The 19634-nt window shown below is 65.4% G+C and carries 21 protein-coding genes, 2 tRNA genes and 1 pseudogene; 13 read left to right on the top strand and 11 right to left on the bottom strand.

Features of this window, described 5'->3' with window-relative positions; all coding sequences use genetic code 11:
* Window positions 1-41: 41 nt before the first annotated feature.
* The 3 genes from accB to aat are packed head-to-tail and all read left to right on the top strand — an operon-like array spanning window position 42 to window position 2600.
* Window positions 42-533: an acetyl-CoA carboxylase biotin carboxyl carrier protein gene (gene accB, locus RSW2DRAFT_RS07825; RefSeq protein WP_008029725.1), complete on the top strand. Its 492-nt coding sequence runs from the start codon at window positions 42-44 to the stop codon at window positions 531-533.
* Between the two features lie 35 nt (window positions 534-568).
* A complete protein-coding gene (gene accC, locus RSW2DRAFT_RS07820; protein ID WP_040671849.1) occupies window positions 569-1915 on the top strand; it encodes an acetyl-CoA carboxylase biotin carboxylase subunit in 1347 nt (448 codons plus the stop codon).
* Between the two features lie 4 nt (window positions 1916-1919).
* Window positions 1920-2600, top strand: coding sequence for a leucyl/phenylalanyl-tRNA--protein transferase (gene aat, locus RSW2DRAFT_RS07815; RefSeq protein WP_008029721.1), 681 nt, complete (start codon window positions 1920-1922; stop codon window positions 2598-2600).
* On the opposite strand, the gene RSW2DRAFT_RS07810 is transcribed toward aat, so the two are convergent.
* From RSW2DRAFT_RS07810 to RSW2DRAFT_RS07790, 5 genes are all read right to left on the bottom strand, one after another.
* On the bottom strand, window positions 2519-2956 hold the full coding sequence (locus RSW2DRAFT_RS07810) for a DUF2155 domain-containing protein (protein ID WP_008029719.1): 438 nt from the start codon (window positions 2954-2956) through the stop codon (window positions 2519-2521). The genes aat and RSW2DRAFT_RS07810 overlap by 82 nt on opposite strands.
* Window positions 2953-3444 (bottom strand): outer membrane lipid asymmetry maintenance protein MlaD, encoded by a 492-nt coding sequence (gene mlaD / locus RSW2DRAFT_RS07805; RefSeq protein ID WP_008029717.1) that lies wholly within the window; start codon window positions 3442-3444, stop codon window positions 2953-2955. Before mlaD ends, RSW2DRAFT_RS07810 begins: the two co-directional genes overlap by 4 nt.
* On the bottom strand, window positions 3444-3821 hold the full coding sequence (locus RSW2DRAFT_RS07800) for an NADH:ubiquinone oxidoreductase subunit NDUFA12 (RefSeq protein WP_008029715.1): 378 nt from the start codon (window positions 3819-3821) through the stop codon (window positions 3444-3446). Before RSW2DRAFT_RS07800 ends, mlaD begins: the two co-directional genes overlap by 1 nt.
* 121 nt (window positions 3822-3942) lie before the next feature.
* A complete protein-coding gene (clpX, locus tag RSW2DRAFT_RS07795) occupies window positions 3943-5208 on the bottom strand; it encodes an ATP-dependent Clp protease ATP-binding subunit ClpX (protein WP_008029714.1) in 1266 nt (421 codons plus the stop codon).
* Window positions 5209-5398: 190 nt separating this feature from the next.
* Entirely contained in the window at window positions 5399-6031 is a 633-nt protein-coding gene (locus RSW2DRAFT_RS07790) for an ATP-dependent Clp protease proteolytic subunit (protein ID WP_008029712.1), read from the bottom strand.
* Window positions 6032-6324: 293 nt separating this feature from the next.
* Between RSW2DRAFT_RS07790 and RSW2DRAFT_RS07785 the strand changes: the two genes are divergently transcribed.
* Window positions 6325-6888, top strand: a complete 564-nt coding sequence (locus RSW2DRAFT_RS07785; RefSeq protein ID WP_008029710.1) for a CAP domain-containing protein — start codon at window positions 6325-6327, stop codon at window positions 6886-6888.
* A 46-nt stretch (window positions 6889-6934) separates the two neighbouring features.
* Here the strand turns inward: RSW2DRAFT_RS07785 and RSW2DRAFT_RS07780 are convergent, their stop codons facing one another.
* Together RSW2DRAFT_RS07780 and RSW2DRAFT_RS17915 are read right to left on the bottom strand one after the other, a co-directional pair.
* Window positions 6935-8260, bottom strand: a complete 1326-nt coding sequence (locus tag RSW2DRAFT_RS07780) for an ATP-binding protein (protein WP_008029708.1) — start codon at window positions 8258-8260, stop codon at window positions 6935-6937.
* A gap of 139 nt (window positions 8261-8399) precedes the next feature.
* Window positions 8400-8816: a hypothetical protein gene (locus RSW2DRAFT_RS17915; protein ID WP_156790669.1), complete on the bottom strand. Its 417-nt coding sequence runs from the start codon at window positions 8814-8816 to the stop codon at window positions 8400-8402.
* Window positions 8817-8944: 128 nt separating this feature from the next.
* Between RSW2DRAFT_RS17915 and RSW2DRAFT_RS07775 the strand changes: the two genes are divergently transcribed.
* A tRNA-Asn gene (locus tag RSW2DRAFT_RS07775) sits at window positions 8945-9019 on the top strand.
* 124 nt (window positions 9020-9143) lie between these two features.
* Window positions 9144-9423: pseudogene (locus RSW2DRAFT_RS17395) on the top strand (transposase); the annotation flags it as partial.
* Between the two features lie 81 nt (window positions 9424-9504).
* Here RSW2DRAFT_RS17395 and RSW2DRAFT_RS07770 read toward each other — a convergent pair.
* A tRNA-Ser gene (locus tag RSW2DRAFT_RS07770) sits at window positions 9505-9594 on the bottom strand.
* Window positions 9595-9822: 228 nt separating this feature from the next.
* On the opposite strand from RSW2DRAFT_RS07770, the gene RSW2DRAFT_RS07765 reads away from it, so the two are divergent.
* The 7 genes from RSW2DRAFT_RS07765 to RSW2DRAFT_RS07735 are packed head-to-tail and all read left to right on the top strand — an operon-like array spanning window position 9823 to window position 16154.
* A complete protein-coding gene (locus RSW2DRAFT_RS07765; RefSeq protein WP_008029706.1) occupies window positions 9823-10674 on the top strand; it encodes an SPOR domain-containing protein in 852 nt (283 codons plus the stop codon).
* An 18-nt stretch (window positions 10675-10692) separates the two neighbouring features.
* Window positions 10693-11850 carry a D-alanyl-D-alanine carboxypeptidase family protein gene (locus RSW2DRAFT_RS07760; protein ID WP_008029704.1) on the top strand — a complete coding sequence of 386 codons (1158 nt, stop codon included), beginning with the start codon at window positions 10693-10695 and terminating at the stop codon, window positions 11848-11850.
* A 1-nt stretch (window position 11851) separates the two neighbouring features.
* The gene (gene tmk / locus RSW2DRAFT_RS07755) at window positions 11852-12481 is read left to right on the top strand and encodes a dTMP kinase (protein ID WP_008029702.1); all 630 of its coding nucleotides are present in this window, start codon (window positions 11852-11854) and stop codon (window positions 12479-12481) included.
* A gap of 3 nt (window positions 12482-12484) precedes the next feature.
* Window positions 12485-13618, top strand: a complete 1134-nt coding sequence (locus RSW2DRAFT_RS07750) for a DNA polymerase III subunit delta' (protein WP_008029699.1) — start codon at window positions 12485-12487, stop codon at window positions 13616-13618.
* Between the two features lie 3 nt (window positions 13619-13621).
* Window positions 13622-14413 (top strand): TatD family hydrolase, encoded by a 792-nt coding sequence (locus RSW2DRAFT_RS07745; protein WP_008029697.1) that lies wholly within the window; start codon window positions 13622-13624, stop codon window positions 14411-14413.
* Window positions 14410-15219: an MBL fold metallo-hydrolase gene (locus RSW2DRAFT_RS07740; protein WP_008029695.1), complete on the top strand. Its 810-nt coding sequence runs from the start codon at window positions 14410-14412 to the stop codon at window positions 15217-15219. The genes RSW2DRAFT_RS07745 and RSW2DRAFT_RS07740 overlap by 4 nt, the downstream gene beginning before the upstream one ends.
* Window positions 15216-16154: an AEC family transporter gene (locus RSW2DRAFT_RS07735; RefSeq protein WP_008029693.1), complete on the top strand. Its 939-nt coding sequence runs from the start codon at window positions 15216-15218 to the stop codon at window positions 16152-16154. Before RSW2DRAFT_RS07740 ends, RSW2DRAFT_RS07735 begins: the two co-directional genes overlap by 4 nt.
* Before the next feature lie 56 nt (window positions 16155-16210).
* On the opposite strand, the gene RSW2DRAFT_RS07730 is transcribed toward RSW2DRAFT_RS07735, so the two are convergent.
* The 3 genes from RSW2DRAFT_RS07730 to RSW2DRAFT_RS07720 form a co-directional block, all read right to left on the bottom strand.
* Window positions 16211-17164 (bottom strand): ABC transporter permease, encoded by a 954-nt coding sequence (locus tag RSW2DRAFT_RS07730; protein WP_008029691.1) that lies wholly within the window; start codon window positions 17162-17164, stop codon window positions 16211-16213.
* A 75-nt stretch (window positions 17165-17239) separates the two neighbouring features.
* Window positions 17240-18493: an ABC transporter permease gene (locus RSW2DRAFT_RS07725; protein ID WP_008029689.1), complete on the bottom strand. Its 1254-nt coding sequence runs from the start codon at window positions 18491-18493 to the stop codon at window positions 17240-17242.
* A 55-nt stretch (window positions 18494-18548) separates the two neighbouring features.
* Window positions 18549-19622: an ABC transporter substrate-binding protein gene (locus RSW2DRAFT_RS07720; RefSeq protein WP_008029687.1), complete on the bottom strand. Its 1074-nt coding sequence runs from the start codon at window positions 19620-19622 to the stop codon at window positions 18549-18551.
* Between the last annotated feature and the right edge of the window lie 12 nt (window positions 19623-19634).

The raw sequence follows: 19634 nt of genomic DNA, 5'->3' as shown, positions 1-19634 counted from the left end.
TCTGGCCGAAAAATCAGGCAAAAATGCCTCAAGAGGACGGTATGAGCAAACATTCCACCGAAGCGGATGTCGCCTTCATCAAGGCGCTGGCGGAGCTTCTGAACCAGAATGATCTGACCGAGCTTTCGGTGAAGCGCGATTACGGCATCGACGACAGCCTGGAAGTGCGCGTGGTCAAACAGGCGACTGTGGTGGCAGCCCCGGTGGCAATGCCCGCCCCGGTGGCCCTGCCCGCGCCCACCACGGTCGCCGCCGCAGCCCCCGCAGCCCCGGTGCTGTCGGAAGACCCGGCGCAGCATCCGGGGGCTGTGACCTCGCCGATGGTCGGCACCGCCTATCTGTCTGCCGAACCGGGGGCCTCGCCCTTCGTCACCATCGGCGCCATCGTCACCGAAGGCCAGACCGTGCTGATCATCGAGGCGATGAAGACGATGAACCACATCCCGGCACCGCGCGCGGGCACCGTCAAGCGCATCCTGATCGCTGATGGCAACCCGGTCGAATACGGCGCGCCCTTGATGATCATCGAGTGAGGCCGCCGGTGTCCGCAGACGCGCCCGCCCATCAGTTGTTCGACAAGATCCTGATCGCCAACCGCGGCGAGATTGCGCTGCGGGTGATCCGCGCCTGCCGCGAGATGGGGATCAAGTCGGTGGCAGTTCATTCCACCGCCGATGCCGACGCCATGCATGTGCGGATGGCAGATGAATCGGTCTGCATCGGCCCGGCACCCTCGTCGGAAAGCTATCTTTCCAAGGCCGCCATCATCTCGGCCTGCGAGATCACCGGGGCGCAGGCGGTGCATCCGGGTTACGGCTTCCTGTCGGAAAACGCCGCCTTCGCGCAGGCGCTGGAGGACCATGAGCTGGTGTTCATCGGCCCCACCGCCGAGCACATCCGCATCATGGGCGACAAGATCACCGCCAAGGAAACCATGCGCGCGCTGGGGGTACCTTGCGTTCCCGGCTCGGATGGCGGCGTGCCGGATTACGAATCTGCCATCGGCGTGGCGGCGGGCATCGGGTTTCCGGTGATCATCAAGGCCACGGCGGGTGGCGGCGGGCGCGGCATGAAGGTCGCCAACAACCCCGAAGAGCTGGAGATCGCCTTCCGCACCGCCCGGGCCGAGGCCAAATCGGCCTTCGGCAATGACGAGGTCTATATCGAAAAATACCTGCAAAAACCGCGGCATATCGAGGTGCAGGTGTTTGGCGACGGCAAGGGCCGCGCCGTGCATCTGGGCGAACGCGATTGCAGCCTGCAACGCCGCCACCAGAAGGTGCTGGAGGAAGCCCCCGGCCCGGTGATCACCCCGGCCCTGCGCGCCCGCATCGGCAAGGTCTGCGCCGAAGCCGTGGCCGCGATCAACTACATCGGCGCCGGCACCATCGAATTCCTCTATGAAGACGGCGAGTTCTTCTTCATCGAGATGAACACCCGGTTGCAGGTCGAACACCCCGTCACCGAGGCGATCTTTGGCGTCGATCTGGTGCGCGAACAGATCCGGGTCGCCGCCGGCATGGAAATGTCGTTCCATCAGCAAGAGATGGAGATCAACGGCCACGCCATCGAAGTGCGCATCAACGCCGAAAAGCTGCCGAATTTCAGCCCCTGCCCCGGCAAGGTGCGGGTGTTCCATGCGCCGGGCGGCCTTGGCGTGCGGATGGACAGCGCCATCTACGGCGGCTACACCATCCCGCCCTATTACGACAGCCTGATCGGCAAGCTGATCGTGCATGGCCGCGACCGGCCCGAGGCGCTGGCGCGGTTGCGGCGGGCCCTGGGAGAGTTGATCATCGACGGCATCGACACCACCGTGCCGCTGTTTGATGCGCTGCTGTCGGACCCCGACATCCAGAACGGCGAATACAACATTCACTGGCTGGAAAAATGGCTGGCGGCGAACTTCGGCTGAGGCCATGCCCGGCACGCTGACGCCCGACCTGCTGCTGCGCGCCTATGCGGCGGGCATCTTTCCGATGGCGGAAAGCCGGGATGATCCGCAGGTGCATTGGGTCGATCCGCGCTTGCGCGGCGTGCTGCCGCTGGACGGCTTTCATGTCTCGCAAAGTCTGGCACGCCGCATCCGCCGCAGCGGTTATCAGGTGACGGCGGACCGCGATTTCGCCGGCGTGGTGCAGGCCTGCGCCGAGCGGCCCGAAACCTGGATCAACGCGCCGATCTTCCAGCTTTACGCCGATCTGCACCGGATGGGCCATGCCCACAGCCTCGAGGTCTGGCAGGACGGCGCGCTGGCGGGCGGGGTGTATGGCGTGGTGCTGGGGGCGGCGTTTTTCGGCGAAAGCATGTTCTCGCGCCGCACCGATGGGTCGAAACTGGCGCTGGCCCATCTGGTCGCCCGTCTGCGGGCAGGCGGCTTCGAATTGTTCGACACCCAGTTTCTGACGCCGCATCTGGCGAGCCTGGGGGCGGTGGAAATCCCGCGGGCCGAGTATCGCGCCCGTCTGGCCAAAGCGTTGCAAAAACAGGCGAATTTCACCCCGCCCGGTTATGCCGATCAGTCAACCGGCGCATCTTCCGGCAAGGCCGGGGGTTCGGCGGCATCTTCCACCGGCGCATCTTCCGGCACCTCGATTTGATCCGTGGTCGGGGTGATGCAGCGCAGCACCCAGACGTCATAGCGCCGATGGTCCAGCGCCGACAGCGCCGGGCTGGCTGCCACCATCCAGCCGGAAAACACCGGCGTTGCAACCTTGTCTTCGGTGATGGTCAGATGCGCGAATGCGTTGGAGGCCGGGTTGTCCACCGGATAGCGGCACGCGTCAAGCTGGATGGTCAACCGGCCGCTGACCGCCGACTGGCCGCGCGACAATTCGATATCGGCGGTCTCGCCCGACACCTTGTCCAGCCAGCGCAGGATGCCGCCGGGGGCATCGGCCACCTCTTGTGCGGCGGCAGGGCTGGCCAGAACGGCAAGAAGCAGCAGACGTTTCATGGCTGGGCAGGATCGGCGGCCGGGTCGGTCGTGGTGACCGCATCCTTGGCCCCATTGCCGACAAACTTGATCAGCAGGCTGATCAGGCTGACCGCCCCCTGGGTGTCCTCGATCTCCTGCCCTGGCTCCAGATTGATCGGCGAGCCCCCCGGGATCACCTCGATGAAATTGCCCCCCAGCAACCCTTCGGACGAGATCAGGATGGCGCTGTCATCGGGCAGCAGCACGCCGTCCAGCATCGAGATTTCGGCATCAGCGAAATAGGTCTGCGGGTTCAGTTGCAGATCGGTGATCGAGCCGACCTTGACCCCGGCCAGCTTGACATCCGAGCCAACGGTGATGCCCTCGACCGAGCGGAACGAGGCTTTCAGCGGATAACGCCCGACATCGCCGCCAAAGCCCGTGCCCTGACCTGCGTAGATCACGAAGCCGACTGCTGCCGCAAGAACCGCAGCCCCGGCCAGCACCTCTGAGACGTTCTCGGCCATTATTCGGGCTGCCACGCCTCGTAATCACGCCGCGCCACCGGCTGGCCGGGCTTGCGGATCGAGCCGGGCGGCGCATAGGCCGCGGGGGTGCCGGTCAGGTTTTCCTGATGCGGTGCCTCCCAGGGCTTGTGCTTCAGGGGGGCGGTGGTCGGCGGCTGGTCCCAGGTGTGGTGCAGCCAGCCATGCCAATCGGGGTTCACTCGGCTGGCCTCGGCCTCGCCATTATAGATCACCCAGCGGCGTTTGCCGTCGCGGGTCTGGTAATAGATGTTGCCCTGCTCATCGCTCCCGACCTTCACGCCCTTGCGCCAGGTGTAGATTTGGGTGTTCAGCGTCTGGCTGTTCCACCAGGTCAGCAGGCGTTTGAGGAAATACATGCGCGGCCTCCGGGATCGTTTGTCCTGATATGGCGGAAAGGTCGGGCAAGGTCCAGTGGGTTCAGCCCTGCCATGAAAAAGGCGGGCCATGGCCCGCCTGATTTCAGCGATGGAAAAGCGGTCAGGAGGCCGAGGCCGCCTTTTCCTTCTTGGCTTCGGCATGCACCAGCAGCGGCTTGGCCCCAGCGTTCACCGCGTCTTCCTTCACCACCACTTCGGTCACCCCCGCCATGCCCGGCAGTTCGAACATGGTATCCAGCAGGATATCCTCCATGATCGATCGCAAGCCCCGCGCGCCGGTCTTGCGTTTGATCGCCCGCTTGGCAATCGCCACCAGCGCGTCGGGAGTGAAGGTCAGCGTGACACCTTCAATCTCGAAAAGCCGCTGGTATTGCTTGACCAGCGCGTTCTTCGGCTCGGTCAGGATGGTGACCAGCGCCGCCTCGTCCAGATCAGTCAGCGTGGCGATCACCGGCAGACGGCCGACGAATTCCGGGATCAGGCCGAATTTCAGCAGATCCTCCGGCTCCAGTTCCTTGAACAACTCGCCAACGCCGCGATCCTCGGGGCCCTTGACCTCGGCGCCAAAGCCGATGGCCGAGCCCTTGTTGCGCTGCGCGATGATCTTTTCCAGACCCGAGAACGCCCCGCCGCAGATGAACAGGATGTTGGTGGTATCCACCTGCAGGAACTCCTGCTGCGGATGCTTGCGCCCGCCCTGCGGCGGCACCGAAGCCACGGTGCCCTCCATGATCTTCAGCAGCGCCTGCTGCACGCCCTCGCCCGACACGTCGCGGGTGATCGACGGGTTGTCCGATTTACGGGTAATTTTATCGACTTCGTCGATATAGACGATGCCGCGCTGCGCCCGCTCGACGTTGTATTCGCTGGCTTGCAGCAGTTTCAGGATGATGTTCTCGACATCCTCACCGACGTAACCGGCTTCGGTCAGCGTCGTGGCGTCGGCCATGGTGAAGGGCACGTCGAGGATTCGCGCCAGGGTTTGCGCCAGCAGGGTCTTGCCACAGCCGGTGGGGCCGATCAGCAGGATGTTGGATTTCGACAGCTCGATGTCGGTTTTCGACGAATGGTTCAGCCGCTTGTAGTGGTTGTGCACCGCCACCGACAGCACCCGCTTGGCATGGATCTGGCCGATCACATAGTCGTCCAGCACCTTGCAGATGTCGCGCGGGGTGGGCACGCCATCGCTGGCTTTCAGCCCGGTTGCCTTGGTTTCCTCGCGGATGATGTCCATGCACAGCTCGACACATTCGTCGCAGATGAACACGGTTGGGCCGGCAATCAGCTTGCGGACCTCATGCTGGCTCTTGCCACAGAACGAGCAATACAGGGTGTTCTTGCTGTCGCTGCCAGAATTGTTCGCCATGGTCATCCTCTGCAGTGCGCCGCCCCGAAGGGCCCGGCCATGTTCAGAAAGTCTAGGCCAAGGCCCGCGCCTTCACAATGTCAAATCGCCCCGCGGGGCCTTGGGTCACATTGCCCGCGCATTGCACGAGCGGATTGCCGCCCCGGGGCATGGCGCCTGCCCCGGAAAGGCTGCTTTCTCAGGCTCTTGCCTATTTCGGCGTCTCTTCGGCCTTGCCACGGCTTTCAACGATCTCGTCGATCAGGCCCCAGGACTTCGCATCTTCGGCCGACATGAAGTTGTCACGCTCCAGCGCCGCCACCACCGCTTCCATCGGCTGGCCGGTGTGTTTGACATAGATGCCGTTCAGCCGGTCTTTCAGCTTCTGGGTTTCCTGGGCGTGGATCATGATGTCGGTGGCCTGCCCCTGATAGCCGCCCGAGGGCTGGTGCACCATCACCCGGCTGTTGGGCAACGAGAAGCGCATGCCCTTCTGCCCGGCGGTCAGCAGCAGGCTGCCCATCGAGGCGGCCTGTCCGATCACCAGCGTGGAGATTCGCGGCTTGATGTATTGCATGGTGTCATAGATCGACAGGCCAGAGGTCACCACGCCGCCGGGGCTGTTGATGTACATGCTGATTTCCTTGGTCGGGTTTTCCGCCTCAAGGAACAGCAGTTGCGCGCAGATCAGCGCCGACATGCCGTCATGCACCGGGCCGGACAGAAAGATGATGCGTTCCTTCAGCATCCGGCTGAAAATGTCATAGGCCCGCTCGCCGCGGCTGGTCTGTTCGACCACCATCGGCACGAGGGTATTCATGTAGTGGTCGATCGGGTCTCTCATCTGCGCCTGCCTGTTGTCTGATGGATACGGATACCGCCGAGGAATTACTCAAGTCTTAGTGTCGCGCGCCAGAGGCTGCAAGGGCAGGCACCGGTTTTCGCGTGCCGAAGGCGGCGCGGCGGCGCAGATGAAATCCGAACCCCCGAGGGGGCCTGCGCGGGAAAGCCGCCGATGCAATCGCGCCAGAGTTGCGCCGCGGTCATGAAACTGTCCATATTGCACCATCAATCTGGCGGCTTCCGTCGCCATACCGGTCGCAACACTGAACGTGCTTTCGGAAAGGGCAGTCCCTGATGCCAATGCAAAAACCATCACGCACGGGCTTGCCCCTGCTGGCAGGCCTTGCGCTGGCACTGGCTGGTGTGATGGCACCGGCGCCGCAGGTCCTGGCCGCCAACGTGGTGTTCGAGCAACAGTCTGCGGCACCTTCGGACAACCGCCCGGCGGTGGGACGGTGCGCCGCGCCGTCGCGCGCCAGAGGCCAGATCGCACAACTGGTCAAGCTGATCAACGCCGAGCGCCGCGCCCGCGGCCTGCCCGCATTGCGCCCCTCGGCCAAGCTGGAGCGGGTGGCGCATGCCCATGCCTGCGACAACGCCGCCCAAGGCGGCTACAGCCATGTCGGCTCGGACGGGTCGGATCTTGGCCAGCGGCTGCGGCGCGGCGGCTACAAACTGCGGATGGCAGCAGAAAATACCGGCTGGGGCTTTGACACGCCGGAAAAGGCGATGAATTTCTGGATGCACTCGCCGCATCACCGCGACAACATCCTTGCCGCAGGGGCGACCGAGATCGGCGTCGGCCTGGCCGATGGCGCGCGCCCGGCCTGGGTGATCAATTTCGCCCGCCCCCGCTGACCTCGGGCACGCTGAAACAGCCGGTGCCGAGCCAGAGCGCCAGGCCTTAGCGCGCCAGCCGCAATTCCGCCTTCAGCCCGCCCAGAGCCTCGCTGTCTGACAGCCGCAGGGCACCGCCATGGCTGCGGGCAATATCGGCGGCAATCGACAGCCCCAGCCCGACACCGCCGCCGCGGTTGGGGTCGCGGGCGCGGTCCAGCCGGGTGAAGGGGGCCATCGCCTCGTCCCGCAGTTCGGGCGGAATACCGGGGCCGTCGTCCTCGACGCTGATGCGCACCTGCTGCTCGCTCAGCACCAGCGACACCTCGACATGCGTGCCAAAGCGCACCGCATTGCCGATCAGGTTCTCCAGCGCCCGGGCAATCGCCATCGGGCGCAACCGGGCTTCGGCCAGGAAGTCGCCTGGCCCCACCTCTGGCCGCAACTGCACCGGCTGGCCTGCGCGTTGGGCGTTTTCCACCACCCGCTGCACCAAAGCCGCCACATTGACCGGCTGGGTTTCCTCCATGGCATCGCCGCGGGCAAAGGCCAGAAACTCGTCCACCAGCCGCTCCATGTCGGCCACATCGCCCAGAAGAGCCGCCGTTTCGGCATCCTCCGGCAGCATCGACAGCCCCAGCCGCAGCCGGGTCAGCGGCGTGCGCAGATCGTGGCTGACCCCGGAAAGCATCAGCGTGCGCTGCTCGATCTGCCGCTCGATCCGGGCACGCATATCGACGAAAGCACGCCCCGCCGCCCGCACCTCCAGCGCCCCCTGCGGCCGATAGACAACGTGCCGACCCTTGCCAAACGCCTCGGCCACCTCGGCCAGCTTCTTGATCGGCCGCACCTGATTGCGCAGGAAAATATAGGAAATCAGTGTCATCAGCGCCGAGGTCGCAATCATCAGCACCAAAAGCTGATGCGGATTGGACGCCGCCACCCTGCGACGGTCCAGCGTGATCACCACCGGCCCGCTTGCCGTGTCCACCAGCAGCCGCACAGCGCCAATGTCGCTTTCCAGATCGGCGGCGCGCAGCCCCGGCAAGCCTTCGCGCAATGTGCGGATCACCACGCGCCCGGGCAGATCCCAGAAAGCAACGGCATCTGTCTGCGCCACCTCTTGCGCCGGTCGTTCCAGCCGAAACTCCAGCGCGCGCGCCAGCGCAATGCCGGGCATGGGCTGACCCGCCGGTGCCGTCTGCATCTCTGCCAGCACCGCCCGCAGTTCGATCCCCACCCCTTCGGTCATCTGCTGCGTCACCTTTTCAAAGTGGCGCTGGATGAACGCCACCGACACCACCAGTTGGATCGTGACAATCGGCACGATCAGAATCAGCGCGGCACGGCCGTAAAGGCTGCGGGGCAGAAGGGTTTTCAACAGACCGAACATGCGGCCAGCCTACCCGTAGCCGGGCCTGCGCGAAAGAGCAGACGCGCGCGGCACGCGGTGCAGCGCCGTTGCCACCCTCCCCCGCGCCGCGCCCGATCCGGGCGGATCGCAGGCCGAAGGCGCACCAGGTCTTGCCCGGTCACTCCGATTGCCCGGATGCGCCGACGCTGACCACCGCAATGAAACTTTGCGCAGGGCCTGCTTGATCAGGTTTCTGCGCTGGCCGGGCTGATGGCGGGATCGGCCCTGCGAAACACTGGCCTGTGCCGGTCGCGTCGGGCAGCAGATTGGTCGGCCCGATCCACAAATCAGATAACAGACCGACAAACGATGCCTCGTGAATTGGAACCCTGCCGCCGTCCGCTGCAGCACCTCGATCACCGACGGGTGCCCGATCCGGTTCAAGCAAGCCGTTTGGCACGGCACCGATCGACAAAGCCATGCCGATCCGAACATCACAAGGCACCGCCACCGTGAACTCGGCCCGCTGCCCCGCCGCCGAACAGGCGGTGAAATTACCTGCCAATCCCATGATATAAATAGCGAAAACCTCCATAGCCCCGCATGTCGCAACGGACATCTCGCCCCGCGCCCGCGTCTCGGATCGCGACCTGCATCCCGGGCCAATTTAAATTGAAATGCATCTGGACGGCCCGGATTCTGCTTGCTATACGGCCCACGTGTTCCGGCGTAGCTCAGCGGTAGAGCAGTTGACTGTTAATCAATTGGTCGTAGGTTCGATCCCTACCGCCGGAGCCAATAATCCCAAGAAAAGCAAGAAGTTACCAGCCATCCCGCAAGGGGGCTGTTCTCGTTCTGCGCTGGGGGAACACGGGGGGAAGCAGATCGAAGGCGAGGGGAACGCCCCCGGCGGCGCCGATGAATCGGGCTCCTCTGCCCGCTTCAAGCAAGCCACAAGACCCTGATTTGGCCCGCATATAACAAGTCGCTCAAGTGTCGGGGCGCGCTGGCGATCTGGATTGACCCTGACACGATCTGGACGGCGAAGCGCACCGGCAAGCGTGGGCGACAGCCCTTCGGCAGCGACGGAGCCGTGCAGACCCGCAGGGTGATGAAGGTGCCGTTCGCAACGGCCCTGCGGCAAACCTCCGGCTTTGAGGAACGCCCGCTGCAGCTCATTGGCCTGAATTGGGCGGTCTCACCACCTTGCCGGGTCGCCCCCCCCGCGATACAGCGCGAAATTCCGGCGCCAAAGCGCGGAATTTTCAACCCAGGATTGCGCGTGGCGGAGGAGGTGGGATTCGAACCCACGGTGGAGTTCCCCCCACGTCGGTTTTCAAGACCGGTGCATTAGACCACTCTGCCACTCCTCCGACGGGCTGCGTCTAGCGGTTCGTCCGCGATTCTGGAAGGGCGGGCTGCACCGCGACCGTCCTGATTTGCTGCCAAATTCCGCCGAACCGGGCCTCGGCTCTTTCCTCGGGCGGGAGCAATCGTTATGATGCCACGACGCGCCGCAACGCGCGCAGGGCAGAACCCGTCCGGCCGGGCGGATCACGACAAGCGCGACAAGAGAATACGCGCAGTATTGGGGGCTTGGAATGACGAGTGGGACAGGCAGAAATCTGGTTCTGACCTTGGTGGCCTGTGTCGGGTTGATGGCTTGCCAGCCAGGCAGCAACCCCTTTGCGCCAAAGGATAAACCGGCGGAGGACGCGGCGGTTGACGCAAGTGCCGCCCCGGCCACCTCGGTGCGGCTGGTGGACCGTGACGTCGAGGCACCCGAGGTGTTTCAGGTCACCGACGAGGCCCTTTGGGATGGCCGCCCGTCCTTGGGCGGCGTCTGGGTCGCCTCGCCCGATGCGGTGAACCCGGAACGGGTGATCCTGCGCAACCCCGGCAATGGCAAATTCGTGATCGGCGCGCTGTTCCGGCGGGAACGCGACAATCCGGGGCCGAAGCTGCAAATCTCGTCCGATGCCGCCTCGGCGCTGGGGCTTCTGGCCGGGCAACCGGGCAAGCTGAACGTCACCGCCCTGCGCCGCGAAGAAGCGCCGGCGGTGGAACCCGACGCCAGCAAGCCGATCCTGGATGCCGCCGAGACCGTCGAAACCACGTCGCTGGATGCCGTGGCCGTGGCCGGTGCGGCGCTGGACGAGGTGGACGCCACCACGCCCCCGGTGGCCGCGGCCCCGGCAGCGGTGGAACAGCCCGCACCCCCTGCCGCCAGCGGCACCCAGCACACCCTCCAGATCGGCATCTTCAGTGTCGAGGCCAATGCCAAACGTGCCGCCGATGCGCTGAAAAAGGCCGGTGTGGCCTTTGACATCCGCCCCGGCACCACCCAGGGCAAGGCGTTCTGGAGCGTGGTGGCCAAGGGCAGCGGCGACAAGGCCGCGCTTCTGGCCAAGGTCAAGGGCCTTGGCTTCACAGACGCCTATTTCACCCGCTGACCCATGGGGGCACCTGCCATGCTGCACCGCCTGATGCTTTTCCTGGCCCTGCTGACCGCCCTGCCCGCGCAGGCCTTCGACACCCAGGCCAGCAATGCCTGGGTCTATGACCTGACCACGCACACCGTGCTGATGGACAAGAACGCCGATGTCGCGGTGCCGCCGGCCTCGATGTCGAAGCTGATGACCATCAACATGCTGTTCGAGGCGCTGCGCGATGGCCGGGTGGCGATGGACACCACATTCGCCGTCTCGACCCGCGCCAAGGGCATGACGGCGCTGGGTGGCTCGACCATGTTCCTGCAGGAAACCGACCGGCCGACCGTCGAACAACTGATCCATGGCATGATCATCAACTCCGGCAACGATGCCTGCGTGGTGGTGGCGGAAGGGCTGGCGGGCAGCGAAGAGGCGTTTGCCGAACAGATGAGCCAGCGGGCGCAGGCTCTGGGCATGACCAACTCGCATTTCGCCAATGCTTCCGGCATGCCTGATCCCTCGCATCGGATGAGCATGCACGATCTGGGCCTGCTTGCCACAAGGCTGATCGAGGAATTTCCCGAATATTATCCGGTGTTTGCCGAGACCGAATACAATTACGCCGACCGCGCGGTGGAGAACCGCTTCAACCGCAACCCGCTGCTGAAGCTGAACATCGGCGCCGACGGGCTGAAAACCGGCCACACCACCGAGGCGGGCTATGGCCTGGTTGGTTCGGCGGTGCAGGGCAACCGGCGCATCGTGTTTGCCATCACCGGGCTGCCGTCGGAAACCGCGCGGGCCGAGGAATCCGAGCGGATCGTCAACTGGGCGTTTCGCCAGTTCGCGCTGAAAACCGTGGCCAAGTCCGGGGTGCGGGTGGCCGAGGCCGAGGTCTGGCTGGGCGATGCTGCGACCGTGGGTCTGGTGCCCGCCGCCGACGTGACCCGGCTGTTGCCCGCGCTGGTGCAAGATCAGATGAGCGCCGAAGTGGTCTATACCGGGCCGCTGCAGGCGCCGATTGCCAAGGGCGACGAAGTGGCCGAACTGGTGCTGCACATCCCCAACATGCCCGACGCCCGCGTGCCCTTGGTGGCCGAGGCCGATGTCGGCAAGGGCGGCTTTCTGGGCCGTCTGACCGCCGCCGCCAAGGTGCTGCAAGCCCGGTTCTTCCCGCCCGAGGCTGCGGCCTCCTGACATGGCCTTGGGGCGCTTTATCAGTTTCGAAGGCATCGACGGTTCCGGCAAAAGCACGCAAAGTCGGCTGCTGGCCGAAAGCCTGCGCAAACTGGGCCACAGCGTCTGCCAGACCCGCGAGCCGGGCGGCAGCCCCGGCGCCGAGGAAATCCGCCGTCTGGTGCTGGAGGGCGACCCGGATCGCTGGTCGGCGGAGACCGAAATTCTGCTGTTCACCGCCGCCCGCCGCGACCATCTGGAAAAGACCATCCGCCCTGCCCTGGCGCGCGGCGAGGTGGTGATCACCGACCGCTTTGCCGACAGCACGCGGATGTATCAGGGCATCTCGCGCGGCGATCTGGGGCCGCTGGTGAACCGGCTGCACGATCTGATGATCGGGGTCGAGCCTGACCTGACGCTGCTGATTGATCTGGACCCGGCGCTGGGGCTGAACCGGGCGGTGGCGCGGGCCGGGGCCGAGCAGCGCTTTGAAGACATGGGGCTGGCGCTGCAAATCAAGATGCGGGCGGGGTTTCTGGCACTGGCTGCGGCGCATCCCGAACGCTTCCGGGTGATCGACGGCAACCGCCCGCCCGAGGCCGTGGCCGCCGATGTGCTGGGCCATGCCCTTGCGCATCTGGCGCTGGCCTAGACCATGGCGCTGGCCCCGGAAGACCTGCCCGAACCCGACCGCATCGAAGGCGCGCCGCATCCGCGGGAAACCACCACGCTGATCGGCCATGCCGCCGCACAGGCGGAATTTCTGGGTAATTTCAACGCCGGAAGGTTGCACCATGGCTGGCTGATTTCCGGCCCGCGCGGCGTCGGCAAGGCCACCCTCGCCTGGAAGATCGCGCGGTTCCTGCTGGCGACGCCGGAAAACGACGGCGGCATGTTCGCCCCGCCGCCGCCCGACTCTCTGGACATTTCGCCCGACCACCCGGTAGCCCGCCGGATGGCGGCGCTCTCGGAAGGCCGGCTGTTCCTGCTGCGCCGTGGCAAGAACTCCACCGGCACCGGGCTTTCCGCCGATATCCGGGTGGATGAAGTCCGCCAGATGAAAAGCTTTTTCAGCCTCTCCGCTGCCGATGGTGGCCGCCGCGTCGCCATCATCGACAGCGCCGACGAGATGAACCCCGGTGCCGCCAACGCCCTGCTGAAGCTGCTGGAAGAACCCCCGGCAGGCGTCACCCTGCTGCTGGTCAGCCACCAGCCGTTCCGCCTGCTGCCCACCATCCGCTCGCGCTGCCGCGAGTTGCGCCTGACAACCCTGCCGCCCGAGCCGCTGGCCGCCGCCCTGGCGCAGGCCGGGGCGGATGTGGCCGACCGCGATGTGGCGGCGCTGGCCGAACTCGCGGGCGGCTCGGTCGGGCAGGCCCTGCAACTGGGCACGCTGGAGGGGCTTACGCATTACCGCAGCCTGATCGCGCTGATGGCCACCCTGCCCCGGCTGGACCGCCCCAGGGCCCTGGCGCTGGCCGAACTGGGCGCTGGTCGCGGCAACGAGCCGCGCTTTGACCTCTTGGTGACGCTGATCGACCTTTTGCTGGCCCGGCTTGCCCGTGCCGGAACCCTTGGCCACTGCCCGCCCGAGGCTTGCCCGGGCGAGGCCGCGCTGATCGCCCGCCTTGCCCCCACCCCCACCGCCGCCCGGATCTGGGCCGACCTGGCGCAATCGCTTGGCCTGCGGGCGCGGCGCGGCAAGGCGGTCAACCTTGACCCTGCCGCCCTTCTGTTGGATATGATCCTGAAGATCGACGAGACGGCGGCACTGCTCGCCCAAAGGTAAGCCATGACCCCAGCGCCGCAGATCGTCGACAGCCATTGCCACCTCGACTTTCCCGATTTCGACAATGAATTGCCGGACGTGATCGCGCGGGCGCGGGCCGCAGGGGTGACCCGCATGGTCACCGTCTGCACCCGGCTGCACCTGGAGCCGCAGGTGCGGGCGATTGCCGAAGGCCATGCGGGCGTGTTCTACGCTGCCGGGGTGCATCCGATGCGGGCGGGCGAAGATGCAATCGTGCGGGTCGAGGACCTGGTGGCGCTGGCGGCGCATCCGAAATTCGTCGGCATCGGCGAGACCGGTCTGGACTACCACTATTCCGCCGACAGCAAACTGGCCCAGCAGGCCAGCCTTGCGGTGCATATCGAGGCCGCACGGCAGACCCGCCTGCCCCTCATCATCCACGCCCGCAATGCCGACGACGACATGGCGCGGATACTGGCCGCCGAGCACCGGGCGGGCGCGTTCAGTTGCGTGATGCACTGCTTTTCCTCCAGCGCCGAACTCGGCCGGGCGGCGCTGGACCTTGGCTTTTATCTGTCGATGTCGGGCATCGCCACCTTCCCGAAATCCGCCGAACTGCGCGAGATTTTCGCCGCAGCACCCTTGGACCGCATCCTGCTAGAGACCGACAGCCCCTACCTTGCGCCGATCCCGCATCGCGGGCGGCGCAACGAGCCGGCCTATACCGCCGATACCGCCGCCACCGGGGCGGCACTGTTCGGGCTGCCCTTGGCCGATTTCGCCGCCGCAACATCGGCCAATTTCGACCGGCTGTTCTGGAAGGCCGCCGGATGAGCGCGCAATTTCAAGGACTTCGCGCCACCATCCTCGGCTGCGGCTCGTCGGGCGGCGTGCCACGGCTGGGTGGCGACTGGGGGGCTTGCGACCCCACCAACCCGAAGAACCACCGCCGCCGCTGCTCCTTGCTGCTGGAACAGATCGGCCCGCAAGGCACCACCCGCGTGCTGATCGACACCTCGCCCGACATGCGCGCGCAACTGCTGGATGCGGGCGTCGGGGCGCTGGATGGCGTGGTTTATACCCACAGCCACGCCGACCACATGCATGGCATCGACGACCTGCGGCAGATCGTGTTCAACCTGCGCCGACGGCTGGATGTCTGGGCCGACGCGCCGACCCGCGCCGAACTGCTGGAACGCTTCGGCTATGCCTTCGTGCAGCCCGAAGGCTCGCCCTACCCGCCGATTCTGGACCTGCACCTGATCGACGGGCCAATCACCGTTGGCGGCGCCGGGGGGGATATGGTGTTGCAGCCCTTCGTGGCCGATCACGGCTCGATCGACGCGCTGGGGTTCCGGGTGGGCGGGCTGGCCTATCTGCCCGATGCGGTGCGTATCCCCGAGGAAAGCTGGCCGCTGCTGGACGGCTTGCAGGTCTGGGTGGTCGATGCGCTGCGCTACAAGCCGCACCCGACGCATGCGCATCTGGCGCTGACGCTGGAGTGGATTGGCCGTGCCAAGCCTGCCCGCGCAGTGATCACCAACATGCACATCGACCTTGATTTTGCGCGGCTGGAGGCTGATCTGCCGCCGCATATCCGCCCCGCCCATGACGGCATGGTAATCGAGTTGCCCGCGTGAGCGCCTTGCTCGACGTGATCCTGCCGGTGTTCCTGCTGATCGGTTTCGGCTATGCCGCCGCCCGCGCCGGGCTGTTTGCCGAAAGCGCGGTGGATGGGGTGATGCGCTTTGCGCAAAACTTCGCGGTGCCGACGCTGCTGTTCAAATCCATTTCGCAGATGGACCTGGCCGCGACCTACGACCCCGGCCTGTTCGCCAGCTTCTACGCCGGGGCCATCGGCGGCTTTGCCCTTGGGTTTTTCGGCGCCCGCACTCTGTTTGGCCGCAATGCCACCGATGCGGTCGCCATCGGCTTTGCCTGCATGTTTTCCAACTCGCTGCTGTTGGGCCTGCCGATCACCGAGCGGGCCTATGGCGCGGACGCTTTGGCGGGCAATATCGCCATCATCTCGATCCACTCGCCGCTTTTGTATGCCATCGGCATCACCGCGATGGAGCTTGCCCGCAGCCATGGTCAGGGCGTGCCTGCGGGCAAGCTGGTGAGCCAAGTGCTGAAGGCGATCTTTTCGCAGCCGCTGGTGCTGGGCATCACCGCGGGCTTCATCGTCAACCTTAGCGGCCTGCCGCTGCCCGGCACGGTCTGGGCGGCGGTGGAGATGATGGCGCGGTCGGCTATTCCGGTGGCGCTGTTCGGGCTGGGCGGGGTGCTGCTGCGCTATCACCCCGAGGGCGACAAGGCGGCGATTGCCATGGTCTGCGTGATATCCTTGCTGCTGCATCCGGCGATCACCTACGGGCTGGGGCGCTGGGTGATCGGGCTGGATACGGCGCAGATGCGGTCGGCGGTGGTCACCGCCTCGATGGCGCCGGGGGTGAATGCTTATCTTTTCGCGCACATGTATGGCGCGGGGCGGCGGGTGGCGGCTTCGGCGGTGCTGCTGGCCACCGCCGCCTCGATCGGCACGATCTGGATGTGGTTGCAAATCCTGCCCTGACGACCGGGAGCCAAGATTTTTGCAAAAATCTTGCAAAATCCTTCGAAGGATTTTGGTCAGCGCGGGGTGACGCCGCGCAGCCGTTCCGACCGCCGCCGCAACAGCTCTACCGTTGCCAGCAGCGCAATCGAGATCGCCACCAGAATCGTCGCCACCGCCAGGATCGCCGGGCTGATCTGCTCGCGGATGCCGTTCCACATCTGCCTCGGGATGGTTTGCTGATCGGGGCCAGCGATGAACAGCACCGCCACCACCTCGTCGAACGAGGTGACAAAGGCGAACAGCGCCCCCGACACCACGCCGGGCAGGATCAGCGGCAGCATCACCTTGAAGAAAGTCTTCGACGGGCTGGCCCCCAGCGAGGCGGCGGCGCGGCTGAGAGACTGGTCGAAACTGACCAGTGTGGCGGTGACGGTGATGATCACGAAGGGGATGCCCAAAGTGGCATGCGCCATGATCACACCGGTATAGGTGCTGGTCAGCCGACCGCAGTTCAGGTCGATGCCAAACCAGGCCAGCGGCGAACAGGGGTCGGAATAGAAGAAGAACAGCCCGGTGGCGATGATGATGATCGGCACGATCATCGGCGAGATCAGCAGCGCCATCACCAGCCGCCGATACGGCATCTCGCGCCGCGACAGACCTAAGGCTGCCAACGTGCCCAGCACCGTCGCCAGAATGGTGGACCAGAAGCCGATGATCACCGAGTTCTTGGCGGCCTTGATCCAGGTCGAGTTTTCCCAGGCCTGCTGCCACCAGCCGACATCGCGCACCCCGTCCGGCGAGGGCATGCCGAAGGTCAGCAGGGTGTCATACCAGCGCATCGAATAGCCCGCCGGATCGAAGGCCAGCATCTTGTCGGTGAAGGTGAAATAGGCCTCGGCGTTGAACGACAGCGGGATCACGATCAGGATCGGCGAGATCAGGAACACGAAGATCGCCACGCAGATCGCCTTGTAGGTGACATGCCAGGCCCGCTCCAGCGGGGTCGCGTAAACCGGAAGCGCCATCAGATCGGACTCCTCTGCCGCAGAGCCCGGCTGCGGGTGGGTATTTCTGTCAGGAAGAAACCAGCGGTCATCGCCTCATCCCAGCTTCAGGTTGTCGATGCCGATCAGCCGGTCATACAGCCAGTACAGCAGCAGCACCCCCGCCAGCAGCAGCGCGGCCAGGGCGGCAGCCAGCGACCAGTTGGATTTGTCCATGTGGAACTTGATCAGGTTCGAGATCATCTGACCATCGGCACCGCCGACCAGCGCCGGGGTGATGTAGTAACCCACGGCAAGGATGAACACCAGCAGCCCGCCGGCACCAATGCCCGGCAGGGTCTGCGGCAGATAGATGCGGCGGAACGTGGTCCAGCTTGTCGCCCCCAGCGAGCGCGCGGCGCGCGCATAGGACGGCGGGATGGTGCGCATCACCGAATACAGCGGCAGGATCATGAACGGCAGCAGGATATGCGTCATCACAATGATGGTGCCGGTCTCGTTGTTGATCATCGCCAGGCGGCCCTGATCGTCGATCAGATGCAGCGCCACCAGCACGTTGTTCACCACCCCCTGCCCCTGCAGCAGCACCATCCACGAGGTCGTGCGCACCAGCAGCGAGGTCCAGAATGGCAGCAGCACCAGAATCATCAGCAGGTTGGATTTGGCCATCGGCAGCGTTGCCAGCAGATGCGCGATCGGGAAGGCCAGCACCAGGCAGATGCCGGTGATCAGCCCCGACAGCCAGAAGGTCTTGAAGAACAGATACAAATAAATCCGCTCGTTCTCCGCGACCTTGACCGCCTTGCCGCTGGCATCACGCTCGCGGTCGGTGGCGACCAGATAGAAATCCGAGGTGTAGGGCGAGGCGGCCGAGCGCATCGCCTGCCAGATAATCGGCTGGCCCCATTTGGCGTCCAGCGCCAGCAGCGCCTCGCGGTAGGGCGGTTCCAGCTTGTCGGCGGCGCGGGCGGTCGAGGTGAACAAGGACCGGGTGCCGGAAACGTTGTAGTTGATCCGGGTGCCCGCCTCGCCTGCGCTCTTGTCGGCCTTCATCTGTTTCAGATCGGCGGCAAGGGCGGCAAAGGCGGCCTCGTCGGGCGCGGTGCCCTCGGGGTTGGCATCAAACCAGGCCGCCAGTTGCGGCGCGGCCGAGGAAAATCCGTCATGGTAGACCGAGCGATACAGCATCTGCCCGATCGGCAGGATGAAGGTCAGCAGCACGAAGGCCAGCAGCGGCAGCACCAGCACAAAGGCCCTGCGGCGGGCGCGGGCCTGCGCCGAGGCCAGTGCCGCCTTCAGCGGGCGGCCATCGGCGGTGGTCAGGGGGGCTGCGGCGGAAAGCTCGGCCATCTTGCATCCTTCGGGGAAAAACCGGGCGCGAGGTTGCCCCCGCGCCCGTGTAAGGTCAGTTCGCCGCCAGCCAGGCGTTGAAACGCTCGTTCAGCTCGGAATCCCGGTCAACCCAGAACTCATAGCTGGAGGCCAGCGCGTTGGTCAGGTTGACCGCCGAGGTCGGCATATGCGGTGCCATCTCGGTCTTGCCGTCCTGATACATGCCAACCAGCGCCCCCGAGGATTTGCGGGCCGGGCCGTAGCTGATGTATTTGGCCTGATCGGCCAGACGCTGGGTGTCGGTGGCAAAGCGCACGTATTCCATCGCCGCGTCCTTGTTGGGCGCGCCCTTCGGGATCACGAACAGGTCGTATTCATAGACCTGGCCATCCCAGACCGCGACGAAGGGCTTGCCCTCGGCCACGGTGGCGGCAAAGAACCGGCCGTTGTAGCCGGTCGCCATCACCACTTCGCCATCGGCCAAGAGTTGCGGCGGCTGCGCACCGGCTTCCCACCAGACCACATCCTTCTTGATGGTGTCGAGCTTGGCAAAGGCGCGGTCAACGCCTTCCGGGGTGGACAGCGTGGCATAGACATCGGCCGCCGGCACACCATCGGCCATCAGCGCCATTTCCAGGTTGGCTTTGGCGCCCTTGCGCAGACCGCGCTTGCCGGGGAATTTGGTGGTGTCGAACAGGTCGGCAATGGTGGTCGGCTTGTCGCCGGGGAACTTGGTCGAATCGTAGGCGAAGTTGGTCGAGAACACGATGGTCGCCACTGCACATTCGGTCACGGCGCCGGGCAGGAAGTCATCGGCGGCCGAGGTGCCATCGGGGGCTGCAGGCAGCGTGGAGGCGTCGATCGGCTCCAGCAGACCCTCGTCGCACAGGCGGATCGCGTCGGCATATTCCACGTCGGCCACATCGGTGGTGACGTTGCCGGCTTCGACCTGCGCCTTGATCGGGGTGGCGGGGTTATCGACCGCAACCATGATCACCGGGGTGCCGGTGGCGGCGGTGAAGGGCTTGTTGTAGGCCTCGACCTGGCTGGTCTCGTAAGACCCGCCCCAGGACATCACGGTGATATCGGCATGGGCGGCAAAGCCCACACCCGTCAGGGCGGTGGACAGGATCAGCAGTTTTTTCATTCAGTTAGCTCC

Source organism: Rhodobacter ferrooxidans, assembly GCF_000176015.1.
Lineage (GTDB): Bacteria > Pseudomonadota > Alphaproteobacteria > Rhodobacterales > Rhodobacteraceae > Pseudorhodobacter_B > Pseudorhodobacter_B ferrooxidans.
This window is presented reverse-complemented; position numbering and strand designations above follow the sequence as displayed.